Genomic DNA, 16,286 nt, shown 5'->3' with positions numbered 1-16,286 from the left:
CCGCACGAAAGTGATCCATCGATGTTTTCGCTTCTCCGCCGCGGCCCCGGCCGCCTCAGCCCCGAGCAGGTCCGTCAGCAGACCGGCGAGGGCACATCCGTCCTGCCGGACGTCCACGGAACACCGGAGCGGGCCGCCGGGTCCGCGCCCGGCGCGTTGCACCCGCCCCTTTCCCGCCTGACAGCAGGGACATCGCTCCCGGCAGCCGCGCAGGACGGGCCGGTAGCCACGGTCTGCCGCGCCGGTCACCGCTCCCGGCAGGCAGCCGGGCTGCCGGCCGGACACGGCGTCCAGGCCACGGACATCACCGGCGGCATGACCGCCTGGGCACGTACAGGCCTGCCGGTCACCGTCCGAGGCGGCAACGGCGGTGTCATAGCGTGAGCGCGCTGATCCTGGCCCTGATCGCGGGGGCCGTGGTCGGAATCGCGCTCGGCGCGCTCGGCGGGGGCGGCAGCGTCCTGGCCGTCCCGGCGCTGATCTACCTGCTCGGTTTCACCCCGGCGGCCGCCACCACCGCCAGCCTGATCATCGTCACCGCCACCTCGCTCACCGCCTTGTACGCCCACGCCCGCACCGGCGACGTCCGCTGGAGAGCCGGCGCCCTGTTCGCGGCGGCCGGACTCCTGCCCGCCGCCGCAGCCGGAGCCGCCGCATCGCGTCTGCCCCAGCCCGTGCTGACCGCGGCGTTCGCGGCCGTCGCCGCGCTCAGCGCCGTGAGGATGCTCCGCCCCGGCCGCGCCGCCACCGGCCCGGCGGCCGGCGGGGCAAGGCCCGTCAAGGCGGTCGGCACCGGCGCGGGACTGGGCGCGCTGACCGGTCTGCTCGGCGTCGGGGGCGGCTTCCTCGCCGTCCCGTCCCTGGTCACCGTGCTGGCATTCGAGATGCGGGCCGCCGTCGGCACCAGCCTGCTGGTCATCTCGGTGAACTCGCTGGCCGCCCTGGCCACACGCGGCGCCACCACCGCGGGCATCGACTGGGCCGTGATCGGCCCCTTCACCGGGGCGGCGGTCCTCGGCGCGTGGGACGGCAAACGCCTGGCCGCCAAGGCCACCGGCGCCCTGTTGCAGCGCGCCTTCGCCGTCGTGCTGCTGACCGTGGCGGCCTTCATGCTCGTCGACGCTCTCACCTGACAGGCCGGGCGGGCGACCGGGTGGCACGGACCAGGGTCAGGCCAGCGAAAGGAACAGCTTCTCCAGCCGGGTGCGCATCTCCTCCCGGTCACCGGAAGCGGCCATGTCCGCGTCGGTCAGGCAGTGCTGCAGACCGGTCGCGATGATCGCGAAACCCGCCTTGTCCAGAGCCCGGGAGGCCGCCGCGAGCTGCGTGACCACGTCCTCACAATCCCGTCCCTCCTCGATCATCTTGATCACACCGGCGATCTGGCCCTGCGCCCGGCGCAGCCGGTTGACCACCGTCTTCAGTTCCTCAGCCGCCATCGCCAGTTCCACAGCCCACACTCCTTCGAGATACCCCGGCGGGTATCGTACCGAAGGGCTGACTCCCACCATGCGAAGGAAAGTCCCCGTGGCACCCACCGCCCTCACCGTCGATCAGGTCAACGCCCGTCTCCAGGAGCTGACCGTCATCGACGTGCGCTCCCCCGGCGAATTCGCCTCCGGCCACCTGCCCGGCGCCCACAACGTCCCCCTCGACCACTTCGATACGGCCCTGCCCGCCCTGAAAGCCGCCGCGGACCGCGGCGACCTCCTCCTGGTGTGCGCCTCCGGTGCCCGCTCCATGACCGCCTGCCGGCGCCTGGCCGACCAGGGCGTCACCGCCGCCACCCTCACCGGCGGCACCACCGCCTGGACGCAGCAGGGCCACGACATCCACCGCCCCGCCGGCGCCCGCACCGGCTGGGCCATGGACCGTCAGGTCCGCCTCGCCGCCGGATCCCTCGTCCTGACCGGTCTCCTCGCCGGACGACGCTGGAACGCGGCCCGCTGGCTCTCCGCGGGTGTCGCCGGCGGTCTGGTGTTCTCCGCCCTCACCGATACCTGCGGCATGGCCAGGATCCTCGCCGCCTTGCCCCACAACCAGGCCAAGGCCGCCGACCTGGACGCCACCCTCGCCGCCCTGACCGGCTGACACCCCGACCGCGCGGCGACCGTACCGGGGTATCAGGCGAAGCCTTGGTGACGGCTGCCCGGCAGCCGCGTGCGGATCGAGCCGTCGCGGGCATGTTGCCGGCGACGGCTGCGGCGGACGTGCCGGCGGCTCACCAGCCGAGTCCCGCCCGGGCCAGCCGGTCCAGGGCCTCGTCGAGTACGGACGCCGGCTGTCCGAGGAAGAGGCGCACGTACGCCTCCGCCGAGCCGTCCGGCCGGCCCGGGAGTCCGTACGAGCCGGTCATGCTGCCCGCCCCCGGCAGGACCCCGGCCGTCAGGCACAGTCGCCGGTAGTGGACCTCCGAGCCGTCCCGCGCGAACCGTGGCGGCACCCGGAACCGCAGGTAGGCGGTGCACGTTCCCGGGTGCACGGCGTCCGCCGGGAAGCCGAGACCGTCCCGCAGGCGCATGGCGACCTGCCGCCGGGCCACGGCGTACGCACACCTCAGGCGGTCCACGAACGCCTCGGGCTCGTCGGTCCGCAGCCAGGCGGCCATCGCCGCCTGCAGGGGCAGCGCGCACCCGTAGGAACGCTCCTGCGTGACCCGGGCCAGACCGGCCAGGGTCGCCGGTGGGGCGGTGAGGGCCCCGATCCCCCAGCCGTTGCAGGGGAACTGCTTGCCGAGGGTCCGGGTGGCCAGCCACGGGATCGCGCCCCGCCGCGTCTCCTCCAGGAGGATACGCAGGGCGTTGGTGGGCGGCTCGCCGGGAGCGTGGACCGCGCAGTACGCGTCGTCGAGCAGGACCGCCGCACGGTGTGTGACGGCCGCCCCGGCGATGCTCCTGACCGTGCCGGCCGCCCAGTCGGTGCCGGTGGGGTTGTGCTGTGGATTGAGGACGAGCAGGGAACCGCGTCCCGCGCCATCCAGTAGCGACGCTATCTCCGCGGCGTCGGGCTGCCAGCCCCGGGCGGGACGCAGGCCGTAGGGAAGCAGTCGGTAGCCGAGCGGGGCGAGTACGCCTCCGTAGTCCCAGCCCGGTGCGGGGACGAGCGCCGTGGGTGCCGCGTCCGGTGTCCGGCCGTCGCCGAGCAGCAGGCGGCCGAAGTCCGCCATGGCGGCCCGCGTGCCGCTCTGACTGACGGCCACGGGGGCGTCAGCGTGATGCCGAACTCCTCCAGGACATCGGGAAGTTGCCCCGTGGTGATCCGTTCGGTGCGCTCCTCCGACGACGTGGCACGGGTGAGTGTGCCGCCGCGCAGCCGGAGCCGGCTGCCGGTGGTCAGCCGTTGCGGGAGCGGCGCTTTGCGGAGCATGGACCTGCGAGCGGTGTTGCGGATGTAGGTGGTGAAGGCCGGCGCCTGCCGGCCGCCGGCCGTCACCCACCGTCCTAAACGACATGGACACCGACGACCCCGAGTTCCTGCCCCGGCTGATGCGGCTGCGCGCCGAGGTGCAGGAGCACGCGCGGGCCGAGGAGCGCTACGAGTTCTCCCACATCCGCCGCAGCACCGACGTCACCCACCTCTCCGCCATGGCAAAGGCCGTCAAGGCCGCCGAGGCGATGGCTCCCACCCGGCCCCACCCCGGTGTCCAGGCCGTGTCGTGGGATATGGCTGCGGGGTCCGGTGTAGGACGGGGGTCCTCCGGCCACCACTGAGTGGTCGGCGCAGGGGGCGTCCGGGCGGGGGATCCGCTCGGGTCGCGGTGCGCGGCGCGGGTCTGCCGGCGGGATACGTCGCCGGCAGACCCGCGCCGCGCTCGTCGGCGTCGGCGTCGGTGACCGCAACCGCAACCGCAACGGTGACCGCGACCGCGGTGGGTCGACGGTTTACCGCGATGCGGGTGCGGCACTCGGGCACCGCGAGTGACCCTCCCCGACGAGTCCTCGCCGAGGCGCATCGGGAGCCGGTCCGGCAGCGCGGCCGGGCGGAACAGAAGGTGATCGATGACGACGATCGGTGTGGAAGAGGAGTACCTGCTGCTCGACCCGGTCACGGGCCTGCCGGTGCCGCTGGTGGACAAGGTGCGGGCCGCGGCCGGCCTGGGGAGTCTCGTGGCCGACCAGGAGGTGCACTGCGAGCTGCTGCAGGCGCAGGTGGAGGTGGCCACCCCGGTGTGCGGCACGCTGGAGGAGGTCGGCGGGCACCTGCTCCGGCTGCGGCACGCCCTGGGAGCGGCCGCCGAGGCCCACGGCTGCCGGATCGCGGCCTGCGCGACTCCCCCGCTGCGCCACGGCCACCCCGTGGCCGTCACCGACCAGGCCCGGTACCGGGCGATGCTCACCCAGGCGCCCCAGCTCGTGGCGGAGCAGTTGGTCAACGGCATGCACGTGCACGTCGGCGTCCCCAGCCGGGAGACCGGCGTGCAGGTCCTGAACCGGATCCGGGTGTGGCTGCCCACCCTCACCGCCCTGTCCGCGAACTCCCCGCTGTGGGACGGCCACGACACCGGCTTCGCCAGCTGGCGCACCGTGATCTTCAGCCGCTGGCCGGTCAGCGGCATCCCCCCGCACTTCGCCGACATCGCCGACTACGACCGGCGCGTGCGGCAACTGCTGGACAGCGGTCTGATCTCGGACACCGGTCAGCTGTACTGGCAGGTCCGGCTGTCGGCGCGGTACCCCACCATCGAGATCCGGTGCCTGGACGTGCAGTTGCGCCCGGACGACGCGGTGATGCTCGCGGGCCTCGTCCGGGCCCTCGTGGAGACGGCACTGGCCGAGATCGCCGCCCGTGCTCCCGCGCTCGACTGCGACCCCGAGCTGTTGCAGGCCAGTATGTGGCACGCCGCCCGGCACGGACTGAGCGGCACCCTGGTCGATCCCGGCGGCCGGCAGCGCCGGGCCGGCGAGATGCTGTACGAGCTGCTGCGCCACGTCGCCCCCGCACTCGACGCCTCCGGTGACAGCCGGCAGGTGACGGCCCTCGTCCACCGGCTCCTGCAGAACGGCACCGGCGCCGACCGGCAGCGCGCCGCCCTGGCCCAGGGCGGCCTGTCCGCCGTCACGGACCTGATCCTCGACAGGAGCACCATGCCCTGACGCGCCCGCCGCCACGAACCCGCCATCTGCCGCCCCCCGGCCCGTGGGCCCGTCACCCGAGCCCGCTCAGCCGCCGCCTGGCAGCCCGTGGGCCCGTTCGCCCGGAGCCCGCTCAGCCGCCGCCCCCTGGCCCGTACGCGTGCTCGCGGGCCAGAGGGCCGGAGTCGGCGTGGCGACCGGGTCGGGCGGCGGCGTGACGCTGTCCGGGGCCGGGTCCGCCGCGGTCGGCGAGGGCATCGGCTACGGCGCCGGCGGTGAAGGCGTAGACGGCCTTGTGGAGGAGGTCCACGGCGAGTTCCCGGCGGGGCCAGGTGCCGGGCGGGGCGCCGACGCCCGTCGCGTTCTCCAGGATCTGGTCGTTGACGAGGCGGACGACGGTGAACTTGGCGGAGGCGAGCGGTCCGCGCAGTCCGGCCTGGGCCATGACCGACCGCAGCACTCCGAGGACGGCGGCCTGGCCGTAGTGCATGGCCCAGTTGACCGGCAACGGCTGCCTGCCGGGACGTTCGGGCAGGCCGGTCAGCCGCTGGAGGACCCGTGCCGGCACATGGGAGTCGGGCCGGCCGGTGACGGCCTGCTCGATCTTCTCACCGCACGTCATCACGATGCCGCCGGCGGTGCCGGCGAGCAGTCCCTGCCACAGTGCGCGCTTGAGCATGCCCCGGCGGGTACCCACCGGCACCGCCTTCACCCGCGCGTCCGGTGCCTCCCGACCAGGCGTGCCTTCTCGCGTGGCCGTCCGCCCGACACTCTCCGGAGAGGCGAGCACCCTGGCTGCCCGCGCCGCGTTCCGCCGGCGGGTCAGTCCCCGGTGGTCTTCTCGACCAGCGAGCTGTACGCCAACTGGAGCGTGTCCGCCCCGGCCAGAGCGGCGAGCGCGCCCATCGCGGTGCGTGTCGCGCGCGGCCACAGAAGCTGGCCGGCGGTCAGGGTGGAGGCCACCCAGACGCTCATGCAGAAGGGGCAGGTGGCCAGTTCCCCGACGGTGTGCTTGCCGTCCTCGGGCTGTGCCTCCTCGTGCAGCTCGGCCGGGCCCTGCGGGCCGACGTACCGGGTGAAGGGGGCGCGCAGCGGGCTGGTGACCGATGCCTTGGTCAGCAGTCGGCTGAGCCGGAACGTGGCGACCGAGGTCAGGACCACGTCCCACGGCTCGGGCCGGTCGGGCAGCGGCCGGCCGCGCAGCCGTACGGCGGTGGCCCAGGCCGTCGTGTACGCGGCGAAGCCCGTCATGGCGGCGAGGTAGCCGCCCAGCGGCCTGTCGTGCCCGGCCGCGTACTCCCGTCGGGTCCGTTGCAGCAGCCCGTGCAGACGTCGTGCGAGGCGGCTGTCAGCTGCGGTTCCCATGAGCTCCCGTTTCCCTGTGTCGCGGTGGGTCGCCGGCCTAGTCCGGCGCCTGCCCGTCACTGTCCTGTGGTCGCAGCCGGATCTCCACGTGGCCGTCGGTGATCCGGGTCTCGAAGGCCGGCTGGGGCGCGGTGGCGGGACCGCGGACGTTCCAGCCGTCCGAGAGCCGGAAGACGCTGCCGTGCCAGGGGCACTTCACGCAGCCGTCGCTGACCGTGCCCTCGGAGAGCGGTCCGGCGAGGTGGCTGCACCGCTCGGCCAGGGCGTGGACCGCCCCGCCGGCTTCCCGGACGACCAGGACCGGGACGTCGTCCACGCTGCGCCGCGCGGGCCGGTCGACGGGGAAGTCCGCCACGGCTCCGATCCGGTGCCAGCCCTCGGTGACGAGGTACGGGACCGCTTCGGCGTGGTTGGCGCCGGATGCCTGGCGGTAGGCCAGGTGGCCGCCCAGCATGCCGCCGAGCGCGACCGTCGTCAGCCCGAGGAAGCCGTAGGCCCGGCCTGCCGCGTGCCGCCCCTTGACGCGGCGGGTCAGCGAGGCGGCGTACAGGCCGACGGCCGCCGAGTTGGCCAGGGCGTGCACCAGTCCGATCCGCTGCTGCCGGCGGTGCAGTTCCGCCCAGTCGACCCAGCCCGCCAGGGCCGCGGGCACCACGGAGACCAGCCCGACGCCGATCAGCAGGCCCGCCTCACGGGAACGGCGGGGGTACAGGTCCAGTACCGCCGCCGACAGCCAGCTACCGATCGGCACCTGCACCATCAGCGGATGCAGCGGGTGGCCCAGCCACCTGCCGTGCAGGAGGTCCCGGGCGTCGCCGAGCGGCAGGGCCTGCACCCGTTTGCGGACCGCGTCGATCACCGCGTCGGCCCTGGGCTCGCGCTCCAGGCGGTCGAGCAGCCGCAGGACACGGTTCTGCCGCAGCTGTGGGCGGCGTGGCGTCATCCTCATGGTCGGCTGGGTCCCCACCTGCGCGGACGGCAAACGGATCAGGGGCATCCGGGACGGTCCACCGGGTGAGCGCGCGCCACGGCGGACGGTGTCGCACGTACGACGGCTCACTGCGGAGGCGCTCAGCCCGTCCCGGACAGTGCTTCCTCGGCCTGGCGGACGCGCCACTCCTCGATCGTCTCCTGCTGCTGCCGGGCTCGTTCGAGCAGGGTGTCGAGCCGGGAACGGTCCAGGCGCTCGTCGCTCGCGCCGAGCAGGCGCAGGGTCTGCCAGCCGGCCGCCTTCCCCTCGACTCCCAGCCGCAGGGCTTCGAGATCCAGTACGGTGCCGAGCGGTGAGGGCCGTACCAGGTGCCCGTTGGGCTTCAGCCGTCCCAGCTTCTCGCCCGCCCAGCCCGCGCACACCTTGTAGCGGCGCACGGGGATGCCGAGGTCCCGCATGATGTCCAGCAGCGCTTCCCGGTCCTGCGCGATCCCGGCCGCCACGGGCGCGAGCGCGCGGCCCAGCGCGGAGGCGCGGGCGGTGCGCACCAGGCGGGCGGCGCGTTCGGTGCCGGCGGTGGCGCCGGCGAGGTGGTCGTTGAGATAGATGCCGAGCAGCCTCGTGCCGGCGCTTCGTCCTGTCGGGCTGCGCCGGGCGACGCCGGGATGCGGAGCGGTGTTCATCTGTGGCCTCCTTCGGTTGCCGGGACCCGCCGGCAGGCGGGCGGTGGATCAGCGCGGAGCCGGGCGCGACCGGGCTTCAGTCCGGGTCGCGGGGCAGGTAGTAGGTCTCTCTCAGATACGCGGCCAGGTCCTGGAGGGCCTGCCGGTATCCGGCTCTGTAGCGGGCGTCGACATCGGTCCGGCGTCCCTCGGCCTCCGCCCAGGAGTCGAGGTGCAGAGCGATGAGCAGGTGGTTGCGGTACAAGGTGCCGTGCCGTCCGCCGAGGGCGGCTCGCGCGCGGTCCTCGTCCCAGTCCTCCAGGTCGCCGGTGTCGAAGGCGAGCAGTTCGTCGTCGGTCCGCGGCACGTTTCCCTCCTCGGGTGGGTCTCCGCCGTGACGGGTACCGCGCCGGCTTCCCGCGATGTCAGCCGTGTCCGCCGTGCCGGCGCGGTGGGCGGAGTTCGGTGTTGCGGCTCGGGCCGTGCCACTCCAGACAGACGACGGTGGCGTCGTCGGCGAGCTGCCCGTCGTGGTGGTCCAGGACGGCGCGCATCAGCCGCCGCAGGGTTTCCGGAACGGACAGGCCGTCGGCGTGGTGGCGGATGATGAAGTCGGTGAACTGGTCGAGGCCGAATTCACGGCCGTACCGGTCGCGGGCCTCGGTGATGCCGTCGGTGTAGAGGAGGACGCGGTCCGCGGGCTCCAGTTGCTCGCGGCACAGGGTGGCGCGCAGGCCCAGTTCGGTGCCGAGCGGATGGGTCGGCGGGCACCGCAGGGTCGTCGTCCAGCGGCCGCCGCGGATGAGGACCGGCGCGTGGTGTCCGCGGCTGACCCAGCTCAGGAGGCCGGTGCGCATGTTGACGTCGGCCAGGACGGCGGTGACGTAGGCGTCGTGGCCGAAGTGCTCGATCAGACTGGCCTCGACCCGCTCCCCGGTGGTGATCAGGTCGGCGCCTTGGCGGCGTTGGTTGCGGCAGGCGGTGACCGCCAGGTTCGCCGTCAGCCCGGCGCGGCTGTTGTGTCCCATCGCGTCGAAGACGGCCAGGTGCACCTGCTCGCCGGCGACCGCGTAGTCGAAGGCGTCGCCTCCGACGGCGTAGGCCGGCTCGATCGCCGCGGCGACCACCACGTCCTGGTTGGCGAACGCGCGCGGCGGCATCAGGTTCCACTGCAGTTCGGCGGCGAGATTCATCGCCTGGGTGCGCACCAGACGGGCGTGCGCGTCGCTGTGCGGCCGTTTGCTGACCACCATGAGGCCCACCAGGGACGCCAACGTCTGCAGCTCCTCGACATCGGCGCCCGCGGCCAGGTCGACGCGCAGGACTCCGAGGCGCTCGGTGCCGTTCAGGATCGGCACCCACCACCGGCGCGGGATCCCGTCGGGGCCCGGCAGCGACCGGGTGGTGGAGAAGGCGTGGCCGGGCAGCGTGCCGTCGACCGAGTAGACCTCGCCGCCCTCCCCGGCGTCGATCCCCTGGCCGGTGACCTCCCGCAGGATCTCCTGCCGCAGGTCGGCCAGGAAGATCCGGGCACCGGCCAGGCCACCACGGGCCGCGTGCTCGGCCAGCAGCCCCGGCAACTGGTCGAACGCGACCAGATGCCCGCCGTTCAGCATCCCGGTGAGCACGCTCGGCATGCCTGGCCGCTCGCTCATCCCGCTCACCTCTTACCGGCCGCCCCGCGCCCTCCCTCACCTTCTCACCCCTCCCCGGCGTACCGGGTGGAACACTCCTCCCCATAATCGGACAAATTTCTCGTTTCGGATGTACAAGTGGCGGTACTCCGACCACAACGACCGCCGCCGTCATCCCGACGGCATGACCAGTTCCTTCACTCGGGCCTTTCGCACCACCGTCGCGTCAGTCCGCCGGAGCTCTGGCGGCCGCACCCCGCAGCCAGCCGCATGGCATCCTTCCGCGCATCAGCAGGTGAGGCCGGAGCGACGACGGAGAAGCACGCACCACTTCACCGAGGTATGCGATGTCAGAATCCCCCCGGACTGCTCCCGCTTTGAACAACCGAACACTCGGTGCGTCACCGAGCAGCCAGTTGGAAACGCCGGGTTACGACCGGCGGCGGATCGAACCCGCCATCGTGCATTTCGGGGTCGGCGGCTTTCACCGGGCCCATCAGGAGGTTTATTACGACGAGTTGGCGGAACTGGGTTTCACCCGCTGGGGAGTCGTCGGCGTCGGAATGAGACGGCCGGAGATGAGGCAGGTCCTCGACGCGCAGGACAATCTCTTCACCGTGGTCCAGCGCGACGGTGACGACAGCACGGCGAAGGTCATCGGGAGCATGGTCGAGTACCTGCTGCTGACCGAGGACCGGGCCGGGGTCGAAGCGCGGCTGGCCGACCCGCGCACCCGGCTGGTGACGCTGACGATCACCGCCGACGGCTACGCGCTCCCCGCCGACCCCGGACGGGCCCGCGACTCGGTGTTCGGTCTGATCGTCGATGCCCTGGACCGGCGCCGCCGCGCCCGCCACGCCCCCTTCACGGTGCTGTCGTGCGACAACCTGCCCGACAGCGCCGCCGTCACGCGCGAAGCGGTCATGACCCTGGTCGGACGGAAGGATCCCGCACTGGCCCGGTGGATAGCGGAACGGGTCTCGTTCCCCGACAGCATGGTCGACCGCATCACCCCCGTGACGAGCCCGGGAGACCGGGACGGGGTCGAGGAGGACTTCCGGGTGGGCGACCGCTGGCCGGTGATCACCGAACCGTTCACCCAGTGGGTGATCCAGGACGACTTCTGCAACGACCGGCCCCCGTTGGACCGCGTCGGAGCGCTCTTCGTGGACGATGTGGCACCGTACAAACTGATCAAGAGCCGGATCCTCAACGGCACCCACTGCGCACTGGGCTACGTCGGGTACCTGGCCGGTCACCGCAGGACCGACCAGGCCCTGGCCGACCCGGCCGTGGCCGACTTCGTCCGGCGCCTGATGCGCGAGGAGATCGCGCCGCTGCTGCCCGCCGGCGTCCCGGGCATGGATCCGTACGCCTACTGCGACACCGTGCTGGAACGCCTGCGCAACCCCGGCATCGGGGACCAGCTGGCCCGGCTGTGCCGCCGTGGCTCGACCAAGATGCCCGACTACCTGCTGCCCTCCCTGCACGCCGCGCACGCCCAGGGCCGGCCCCGCGCCCGGCTCGCCTTCGCCGTCGCCGCGTGGATGCGCTACCTGCGCGGGACGGAGCTCGACGGCGCCCCGATCGACGTACAGGACGCACACGCCGGCGAACTGCGGGCGGCGGCCCTCCAGGGCGGCGACGACCCGGCGCCCCTGCTGGTCGTCACGGACGTCTTCGGCGGCCTCGCCGGTGACACCGACGGCGTCGCCGTCATCCGCGCGGCCCTGGCCAGCGCGTTCACCGACGGCAAGAGTCTGCGCGCCGCACTCTCCTCGCCGGCCCGGCCGGTCCGGTCCGCGGTGCGTTCCGCCACCCCCCGACCGCAGGAGTCCCATGAGCATCCCCGATCTCGCCGGCGTCACGACACTGCTGCTTGACGCCGACGGCACCCTGTTCCCCTCCGAGGAGCCCGCGTTCGTCGCCTCCGCGGCGGTGACGCAGGACTTCGCGCGCCGCTTCGGCCTGACGGGGGACTTCTCCCCCGGGCACCTGCGGCGCACCACCACGGGCAGGAACTTCCGCACCACGGCCCAGGACCTCGCCGGACAGCAAGGCGTCCGCCTGACGGCCGCCGAGCTGGCGGAGTGGGTGGAGCGCGAGAAGACCGAGGTGACGGCCTACCTGAGGCGGGTCCTCAGACCCCGGCCGGATGTGGTGGCGGCCGTAGCGGCGCTGGACCGCCGTTACCGGCTCGCCGTGGTGAGCTCCAGCGCGCTGACGCGGCTCGCCGCCTGCTTCACCGCGAGCGGCCTGGACGGTCTGCTGCCGCGGGACCGCCGGTTCAGCGCGGAGGACAGCCTGCCGGTGCCCACCAGCAAGCCCGACCCGGCCGTCTACCGCTTCGCCCTGACCCGGCTCGGTGTCGCCCCCGCCCAGGCGCTCGCCCTGGAGGACTCCGCCACCGGGGTGGCGTCCGCGGTCGCGGCGGGCGTCACCACCGCCGGCCTGGTGCAGTTCGTACCGGCGGACGAACGACCCGGCCGGACCGAGGAGTTGTACGGCGCCGGGGCCGGCTGGGTGCGGTCCGGCTGGGGCGAGCTGGCCACGGACCTCACCGGCGACGCGGTACCGGTGGCCACATGACCGGCGTGGAGCGCACGGACGGCTTCACGGTGCCCGCCTCCCCCTTCCGGGCACCGCCCGGAAGGGCCCTGCCCGCACCCGCGCCCGGAGGCGGGCGCGGCCCCGGCGCCGGGCGGCCGGGCGCGTCCCGGCCCCGCTCGCTGCCCGGATACCTGCTGATGCCGCGGCCCAAGGACGCCGTCAAAGGGCTGCTCATGCCGTTCACCTTCGTCCTGGCCGTGGCCGCGGGCGCGGACGCGACGGGACGGACGGTGGTACGCGCCCTGGTCGTCTGGGGAGCCCTGGAACTGCTCGTCTATCCCGCCCGCTACCAGTGGAACGACATCCGCGGGTTCGTCGCCGACCAGCGCCACCCCGCCGAACGGGACCGCGGGCGGCTGCCGGGACCGGTCGAGCGCGTCCGGGACCGTGTCACCGCCAGCAGCGCGGTCGCGGTGGTGCGTCTCGCGGCCGTCGCGGGCCTGGCCCTGGCGCTGCCGGGGCTGCGCCTGTCCGGGATGCTCGCGGCGGTGACCGCGGCGGTGTTCGGCGTGGCCGTCGTCTACGAGGCCCTGCGCGCCAGGGGCACCGGCCGGACCGCGTCGGTCCCGCCCCCCGCCCGCCCGGCCGTCGTCGCCTTGTGGATCGTGGTGGGCGCGGGTTACGTGGTCCGCGGCATGATCGGGCTGGCCCTCGCGGTCGACCTGGGCCGCCGCCCGGCGCTCGCGGTGTCCGCGGCCGTGGCCCTGTGGGCGTTCGGGATCGCCTTCGTCACCAGCAGGTGGGTCCTGGAGAGCCTGGCGTTCGCCGCCGTCGACCACGGCAGGCTGACATGGACGGCGCGGGCCGACCAGGCCCGTGAGCACCTGCTGGCGCTGGTGCGCTGGCTGCCTTCGCATGCCGACGCCGCCCCGGCCGACTGGACGCCGCTGTGCCGGCGCACCTCGTGGGCCGCCCCGTGGAACCTGGCGCTGCTGGTCGCGGGCACGGCGTCCGCCGTGACGGGATCCCTGCTCGTCACGCCCGCCTCGCCGGGACACGCCCTCGTCGCCGCCGCCCTGGGCGCGGTCACGACCGCGGTGGTGGTCCTCCTGCCGGGGCGGCGTCTTCCGGTGGTGGCCGCGGGTGCCGTCCTGCAACTCCTGACGCTGGTCCTCACCGGGCAGCCGCGCCCGGCGGCGGCCCTGCTGCCCTGGCTCGCCGTCATGGCCGCCCACCTCGTCTTCGGCAGCCGCTCCCTCCACACGATCGGGGCGCCGTCCGCCCGTCTGCGGTCCCTGGCGGCGGTTCCCTTCGCCCCGCTCGCCCGGGCGGTGTGCGGGCAGGCCACCTGGGACGCCCTCCGGAAGGAACACCGGTGAACCTCGACGACCTGCTGAGTCTCGCCCGTGACGCCGCTCGGGCCGGTGCCCGTACCGCCGCCTCCTGGCGCGGTCGCGCCCACCGGCTGCTCGTCGAGGAGAAGGCGGGCCCCGACGACCTGGTCAGCCAGGCCGACCGGGACACCGAGCACGCGATACGCGCCGTGCTGGCCGAGCACCGGCCGTACGACACGGTCCTGGGCGAGGAAGGCGGGACCACCGAGGGCCGCAGCGGAGTGCGGTGGATCATCGACCCGATCGACGGAACCACCAACTACCTCTACGGACGGCCCGACTGGGCGGTCAGCGTGGCCGCGGCCGAGGCGGACAGCGGCCGGCCGCTCGTCGGCGTGGTCGTCGAGCCCGCCCTCGGCCTGCTGACCGAGGCCCGGACCGGCACCCGCACGAGCGCCGACGGTACGCCGGTCACTCCCCTGCGCCAGCACGACCTCTCCCGCGCGCTGGTGGAACTCAACTTCGGCCGCCCCGGACAGCGCCCCCTGGCCGGCCCCGCGGTCAGCGCCCTGTTGCCCCGGGTACGCGACCTGCGCCGCGGGGGCAGCGCGGCGGCGGCCCTCGCCCAGGTCGCCACCGGTCGCGCGGACGGCCTGTGGGCACCCGGGCTGCAACCGTGGGACTGCGCCGCGGGAGTCCTCCTGGTCCAGCAGGCCGGCGGAACGGTCGGCGACCTGACCGGCCCCACCCCCGGAGCCCTGCCCCGCACCGGTGACGTACTGGCCGCTCCGCCGACCCTGTGGAACTCCCTCCAGGCCCTTCTGGCCCCGGTCTACTCGGCGGCCGGAGCCATCCCGGAACCGTCGGCCGGACCACGATGACGCCGCGCACCGCGACCCCTCGTACAGGAGTTTGCGAATCCGCACACCGGGCTACTCGACGGCCGTTGCATCGACGGGCGGTGGCGCCAGCAGCCGCAGTATGGCCGAAGGAGTGACGCGCGCCCAGGCGTGAAGCCCGCGACTTGTGGGACGTGTGTGCGTTACCCACGCCTGTCTGGGAACCCGGCAATCGCCCGGAGCAAGCACCATCGGATCGCCCGGGCAAGCACATCAGGAGGAGGTCGGACGCATGCCCAACCCGCAGCAACCCGAGATACGGCGCAACGACAAGGGCGCGGCCACCCCCGAGGACAGCCGCCAGTTGAAGGCGGGCCAGGGGGGCGGCGGCGTCAGCGGTCACCCGCACGGTACGGACAAGGGCGACAAGGGCGGAGGAGAGGGCGGAGGCGTGCCTCCGGCACAGCAGCCCGATCACCCCTGAGCCTTCTACGACACCCGGTCGGACGGCCCCCGCGAGGGGCCGTCCGGTGTGTCCGGGGCCGGCGGCGCTCGCGTGGAAGCGGCCAGCCAGGCGGTGGTTGCTCCTACGAGGTGTCCTGTCGGGCCGGTTCCGTCAGCGATCGGCGTCGTGCCTGACGGTCTTCCGAATCCAGTCCGAGTAGGCGGGAACGCTGCTGTAGAGCCCCGGCCCGGCCGAGCAGGCGACGCCCGGCGCGCCGGGTCCCGAGGTGACCCCGACCAGCTCCGTTGCCATTCCGGGCAGCCGGATGTCACCGGGCCGGACCGCCGCCGAGTGCCGGAGACCGCCGCCAGGTGCGTAAGGCCATCGCCAGGTGCGTAAGGCCGTCGCCGGAGTTTCGCCAGGAGCACGCTGGGACACCCGGCCGTTCCCGGGCGGCGCACCAACCGAGCGAAGGGGGTCGTCATGGCGTACGACGAGAGAGCCGGACGAGCCATGGTGACCGGGGCGTCGTCGGGGATCGGTGCCGAGTACGCCGCCCGGCTGGCCGGTCGGCACTGGGACCTCGTGCTGGTCGCCCGGCGTGCCGAGCGACTCGGCGTCCTGGCGGAACGGCTGCGTGCGGAGACCGGGGCCGAGGTGGAGCCGATGGTGGCCGACCTGGCCGATTCCACGGACCTGAGGCGGGTCGCGGAGCGGGTCGCCGCCGAGGACGTGTCCTTGCTGGTGAACAACGCCGGGATCAACGGTTACGGGCCCTTCACCGAGGCCGATCCCGCCCTGCTCACCAAGGTGATCGACGTGAACGTCACGGCGCCGACGGTGCTGACCCGTGCCGTCCTCCCCGGCATGCTGGCACGCGGCCGTGGCGCGGTCGTCAACGTCGCCTCGCTGCTCGCGTTCGCCGGCGCCCTGCCGCCCGGCCCTCTCCCCCACCGCGCCGTGTACGGGGGCACCAAGGGGTATCTGGCGACGTTCACCAGGACACTCGCCGCGGAACTGGCCGGCACGCCGGTGCGGGTCCAAGTGGTGTGCCCCGGACTCACCGCGACCGAGTTCCACCTCGGCACGGGTGAGGCTCCCGTACCCGGGGAGGCGCGGGTGCACGACGAGGGCGGGATGCCCGCGGCCGACGTCGTCACCGCGTCCCTCGCCGCCCTGGAGTCCGGTGAGGTGGTGTGCGTCCCCGGCCTGCCCGACCCCACGGCGGTGGCCCGGCTGGCCGACGCGGAACTCGCCCTGCGTGACGGATCCGGTACCGGTCTGGCCCCCCGCTACCGCGCGGGAGAGCAGGGTCTCGCCGGCCGGGAGCGCCCGCGGTGAGCGGGGCGTACGCCGACCGGGAGCGCCCGCGGTGAGCGGGGCGCACGTACCGGGGAGCACTGCGGTGGAGGCGTGGAGCGCTGGTGTGCTCAGGTCGGGGCGGATGCGGTCGG

General features: G+C 74.0%; 19 protein-coding genes. 11 read left to right on the top strand and 8 right to left on the bottom strand.

Annotation, left to right across the window (positions count from 1 at the left end):
* Positions 1-21: 21 nt before the first annotated feature.
* Both ACZ4SV_RS08655 and ACZ4SV_RS08650 read left to right on the top strand, forming a co-directional pair.
* Entirely contained in the window at positions 22-384 is a 363-nt protein-coding gene (locus tag ACZ4SV_RS08655) for a rhodanese-like domain-containing protein (protein WP_468002604.1), read from the top strand.
* Complete coding sequence (locus ACZ4SV_RS08650; RefSeq protein WP_468002602.1) at positions 381-1,133, top strand: sulfite exporter TauE/SafE family protein; 753 nt, start codon at positions 381-383, stop codon at positions 1,131-1,133. The genes ACZ4SV_RS08655 and ACZ4SV_RS08650 overlap by 4 nt, the downstream gene beginning before the upstream one ends.
* Before the next feature lie 36 nt (positions 1,134-1,169).
* Here ACZ4SV_RS08650 and ACZ4SV_RS08645 read toward each other — a convergent pair whose 3' ends face one another.
* On the bottom strand, positions 1,170-1,451 hold the full coding sequence (locus tag ACZ4SV_RS08645; RefSeq protein ID WP_007492737.1) for a metal-sensitive transcriptional regulator: 282 nt from the start codon (positions 1,449-1,451) through the stop codon (positions 1,170-1,172).
* A 76-nt stretch (positions 1,452-1,527) separates the two neighbouring features.
* Between ACZ4SV_RS08645 and ACZ4SV_RS08640 the strand changes: the two genes are divergently transcribed.
* Positions 1,528-2,091, top strand: coding sequence for a rhodanese-like domain-containing protein (locus ACZ4SV_RS08640; RefSeq protein ID WP_468002599.1), 564 nt, complete (start codon positions 1,528-1,530; stop codon positions 2,089-2,091).
* A 130-nt stretch (positions 2,092-2,221) separates the two neighbouring features.
* Here the strand turns inward: ACZ4SV_RS08640 and ACZ4SV_RS08635 are convergent, their stop codons facing one another.
* Positions 2,222-3,199: a pyridoxal phosphate-dependent aminotransferase gene (locus tag ACZ4SV_RS08635; RefSeq protein ID WP_468002597.1), complete on the bottom strand. Its 978-nt coding sequence runs from the start codon at positions 3,197-3,199 to the stop codon at positions 2,222-2,224.
* Between the two features lie 250 nt (positions 3,200-3,449).
* Here ACZ4SV_RS08635 and ACZ4SV_RS08630 point away from each other — a divergent pair, with 250 nt between their 5' ends.
* Both ACZ4SV_RS08630 and ACZ4SV_RS08625 read left to right on the top strand, forming a co-directional pair.
* Positions 3,450-3,710, top strand: a complete 261-nt coding sequence (locus tag ACZ4SV_RS08630; RefSeq protein ID WP_468002595.1) for a hypothetical protein — start codon at positions 3,450-3,452, stop codon at positions 3,708-3,710.
* Positions 3,711-3,998: 288 nt separating this feature from the next.
* Positions 3,999-5,093 (top strand): carboxylate-amine ligase, encoded by a 1,095-nt coding sequence (locus ACZ4SV_RS08625; RefSeq protein WP_397971366.1) that lies wholly within the window; start codon positions 3,999-4,001, stop codon positions 5,091-5,093.
* 112 nt (positions 5,094-5,205) lie between these two features.
* On the opposite strand, the gene ACZ4SV_RS08620 is transcribed toward ACZ4SV_RS08625, so the two are convergent.
* From ACZ4SV_RS08620 to ACZ4SV_RS08595, 6 genes are all read right to left on the bottom strand, one after another.
* On the bottom strand, positions 5,206-5,751 hold the full coding sequence (locus ACZ4SV_RS08620; protein ID WP_468002593.1) for a hypothetical protein: 546 nt from the start codon (positions 5,749-5,751) through the stop codon (positions 5,206-5,208).
* A 143-nt stretch (positions 5,752-5,894) separates the two neighbouring features.
* Positions 5,895-6,437, bottom strand: coding sequence for a DUF1360 domain-containing protein (locus ACZ4SV_RS08615; RefSeq protein WP_468002591.1), 543 nt, complete (start codon positions 6,435-6,437; stop codon positions 5,895-5,897).
* A 37-nt stretch (positions 6,438-6,474) separates the two neighbouring features.
* The gene (locus tag ACZ4SV_RS08610) at positions 6,475-7,386 is read right to left on the bottom strand and encodes a Rieske (2Fe-2S) protein (RefSeq protein ID WP_468002589.1); all 912 of its coding nucleotides are present in this window, start codon (positions 7,384-7,386) and stop codon (positions 6,475-6,477) included.
* Between the two features lie 122 nt (positions 7,387-7,508).
* The gene (locus ACZ4SV_RS08605; protein WP_468002587.1) at positions 7,509-8,051 is read right to left on the bottom strand and encodes a hypothetical protein; all 543 of its coding nucleotides are present in this window, start codon (positions 8,049-8,051) and stop codon (positions 7,509-7,511) included.
* Positions 8,052-8,127: 76 nt separating this feature from the next.
* A complete protein-coding gene (locus tag ACZ4SV_RS08600) occupies positions 8,128-8,397 on the bottom strand; it encodes a hypothetical protein (protein WP_365876837.1) in 270 nt (89 codons plus the stop codon).
* Between the two features lie 58 nt (positions 8,398-8,455).
* The gene (locus ACZ4SV_RS08595; RefSeq protein WP_468002585.1) at positions 8,456-9,685 is read right to left on the bottom strand and encodes a PP2C family protein-serine/threonine phosphatase; all 1,230 of its coding nucleotides are present in this window, start codon (positions 9,683-9,685) and stop codon (positions 8,456-8,458) included.
* 326 nt (positions 9,686-10,011) lie between these two features.
* Between ACZ4SV_RS08595 and ACZ4SV_RS08590 the strand changes: the two genes are divergently transcribed.
* From ACZ4SV_RS08590 to ACZ4SV_RS08565, 6 genes are all read left to right on the top strand, one after another.
* Positions 10,012-11,547, top strand: coding sequence for a mannitol dehydrogenase family protein (locus ACZ4SV_RS08590; protein ID WP_468002583.1), 1,536 nt, complete (start codon positions 10,012-10,014; stop codon positions 11,545-11,547).
* Positions 11,504-12,253, top strand: coding sequence for an HAD family hydrolase (locus tag ACZ4SV_RS08585; protein WP_468002581.1), 750 nt, complete (start codon positions 11,504-11,506; stop codon positions 12,251-12,253). Before ACZ4SV_RS08590 ends, ACZ4SV_RS08585 begins: the two co-directional genes overlap by 44 nt.
* A complete protein-coding gene (locus ACZ4SV_RS08580) occupies positions 12,250-13,593 on the top strand; it encodes a hypothetical protein (protein ID WP_468002579.1) in 1,344 nt (447 codons plus the stop codon). Before ACZ4SV_RS08585 ends, ACZ4SV_RS08580 begins: the two co-directional genes overlap by 4 nt.
* Positions 13,590-14,429 (top strand): inositol monophosphatase family protein, encoded by an 840-nt coding sequence (locus ACZ4SV_RS08575; RefSeq protein ID WP_468002577.1) that lies wholly within the window; start codon positions 13,590-13,592, stop codon positions 14,427-14,429. Before ACZ4SV_RS08580 ends, ACZ4SV_RS08575 begins: the two co-directional genes overlap by 4 nt.
* Positions 14,430-14,679: 250 nt before the next feature.
* Positions 14,680-14,871, top strand: a complete 192-nt coding sequence (locus ACZ4SV_RS08570; RefSeq protein WP_365876849.1) for a hypothetical protein — start codon at positions 14,680-14,682, stop codon at positions 14,869-14,871.
* 444 nt (positions 14,872-15,315) lie between these two features.
* On the top strand, positions 15,316-16,173 hold the full coding sequence (locus ACZ4SV_RS08565; protein ID WP_468002574.1) for an SDR family NAD(P)-dependent oxidoreductase: 858 nt from the start codon (positions 15,316-15,318) through the stop codon (positions 16,171-16,173).
* Positions 16,174-16,286: the final 113 nt, after the last annotated feature.

Source organism: Streptomyces sp. NPDC027672 (assembly GCF_055566335.1).
The sequence above is the reverse complement of the archived record's forward strand: the minus strand, read 5'-3'. Positions and strand labels throughout refer to the sequence as shown.

Excerpts from the sequence above, each read along its gene's own strand:
- ACZ4SV_RS08570 (WP_365876849.1), top strand. The coding sequence starts at position 14,680 with ATGCCCAACCCGCAGCAACCCGAGATACGGCGCAACGACAAGGGCGCG.
- ACZ4SV_RS08625 (WP_397971366.1), top strand. The coding sequence starts at position 3,999 with ATGACGACGATCGGTGTGGAAGAGGAGTACCTGCTGCTCGACCCGGTC.
- ACZ4SV_RS08610 (WP_468002589.1), bottom strand. The coding sequence starts at position 7,386 with ATGAGGATGACGCCACGCCGCCCACAGCTGCGGCAGAACCGTGTCCTG.
- ACZ4SV_RS08590 (WP_468002583.1), top strand. The coding sequence starts at position 10,012 with ATGTCAGAATCCCCCCGGACTGCTCCCGCTTTGAACAACCGAACACTC.
- ACZ4SV_RS08585 (WP_468002581.1), top strand. The coding sequence starts at position 11,504 with ATGAGCATCCCCGATCTCGCCGGCGTCACGACACTGCTGCTTGACGCC.
- ACZ4SV_RS08615 (WP_468002591.1), bottom strand. The coding sequence starts at position 6,437 with ATGGGAACCGCAGCTGACAGCCGCCTCGCACGACGTCTGCACGGGCTG.
- ACZ4SV_RS08620 (WP_468002593.1), bottom strand. The coding sequence starts at position 5,751 with ATGCTCAAGCGCGCACTGTGGCAGGGACTGCTCGCCGGCACCGCCGGC.
- ACZ4SV_RS08605 (WP_468002587.1), bottom strand. The coding sequence starts at position 8,051 with ATGAACACCGCTCCGCATCCCGGCGTCGCCCGGCGCAGCCCGACAGGA.
- ACZ4SV_RS08630 (WP_468002595.1), top strand. The coding sequence starts at position 3,450 with ATGGACACCGACGACCCCGAGTTCCTGCCCCGGCTGATGCGGCTGCGC.
- ACZ4SV_RS08655 (WP_468002604.1), top strand. The coding sequence starts at position 22 with ATGTTTTCGCTTCTCCGCCGCGGCCCCGGCCGCCTCAGCCCCGAGCAG.
- ACZ4SV_RS08580 (WP_468002579.1), top strand. The coding sequence starts at position 12,250 with ATGACCGGCGTGGAGCGCACGGACGGCTTCACGGTGCCCGCCTCCCCC.
- ACZ4SV_RS08565 (WP_468002574.1), top strand. The coding sequence starts at position 15,316 with ATGGCGTACGACGAGAGAGCCGGACGAGCCATGGTGACCGGGGCGTCG.
- ACZ4SV_RS08595 (WP_468002585.1), bottom strand. The coding sequence starts at position 9,685 with ATGAGCGAGCGGCCAGGCATGCCGAGCGTGCTCACCGGGATGCTGAAC.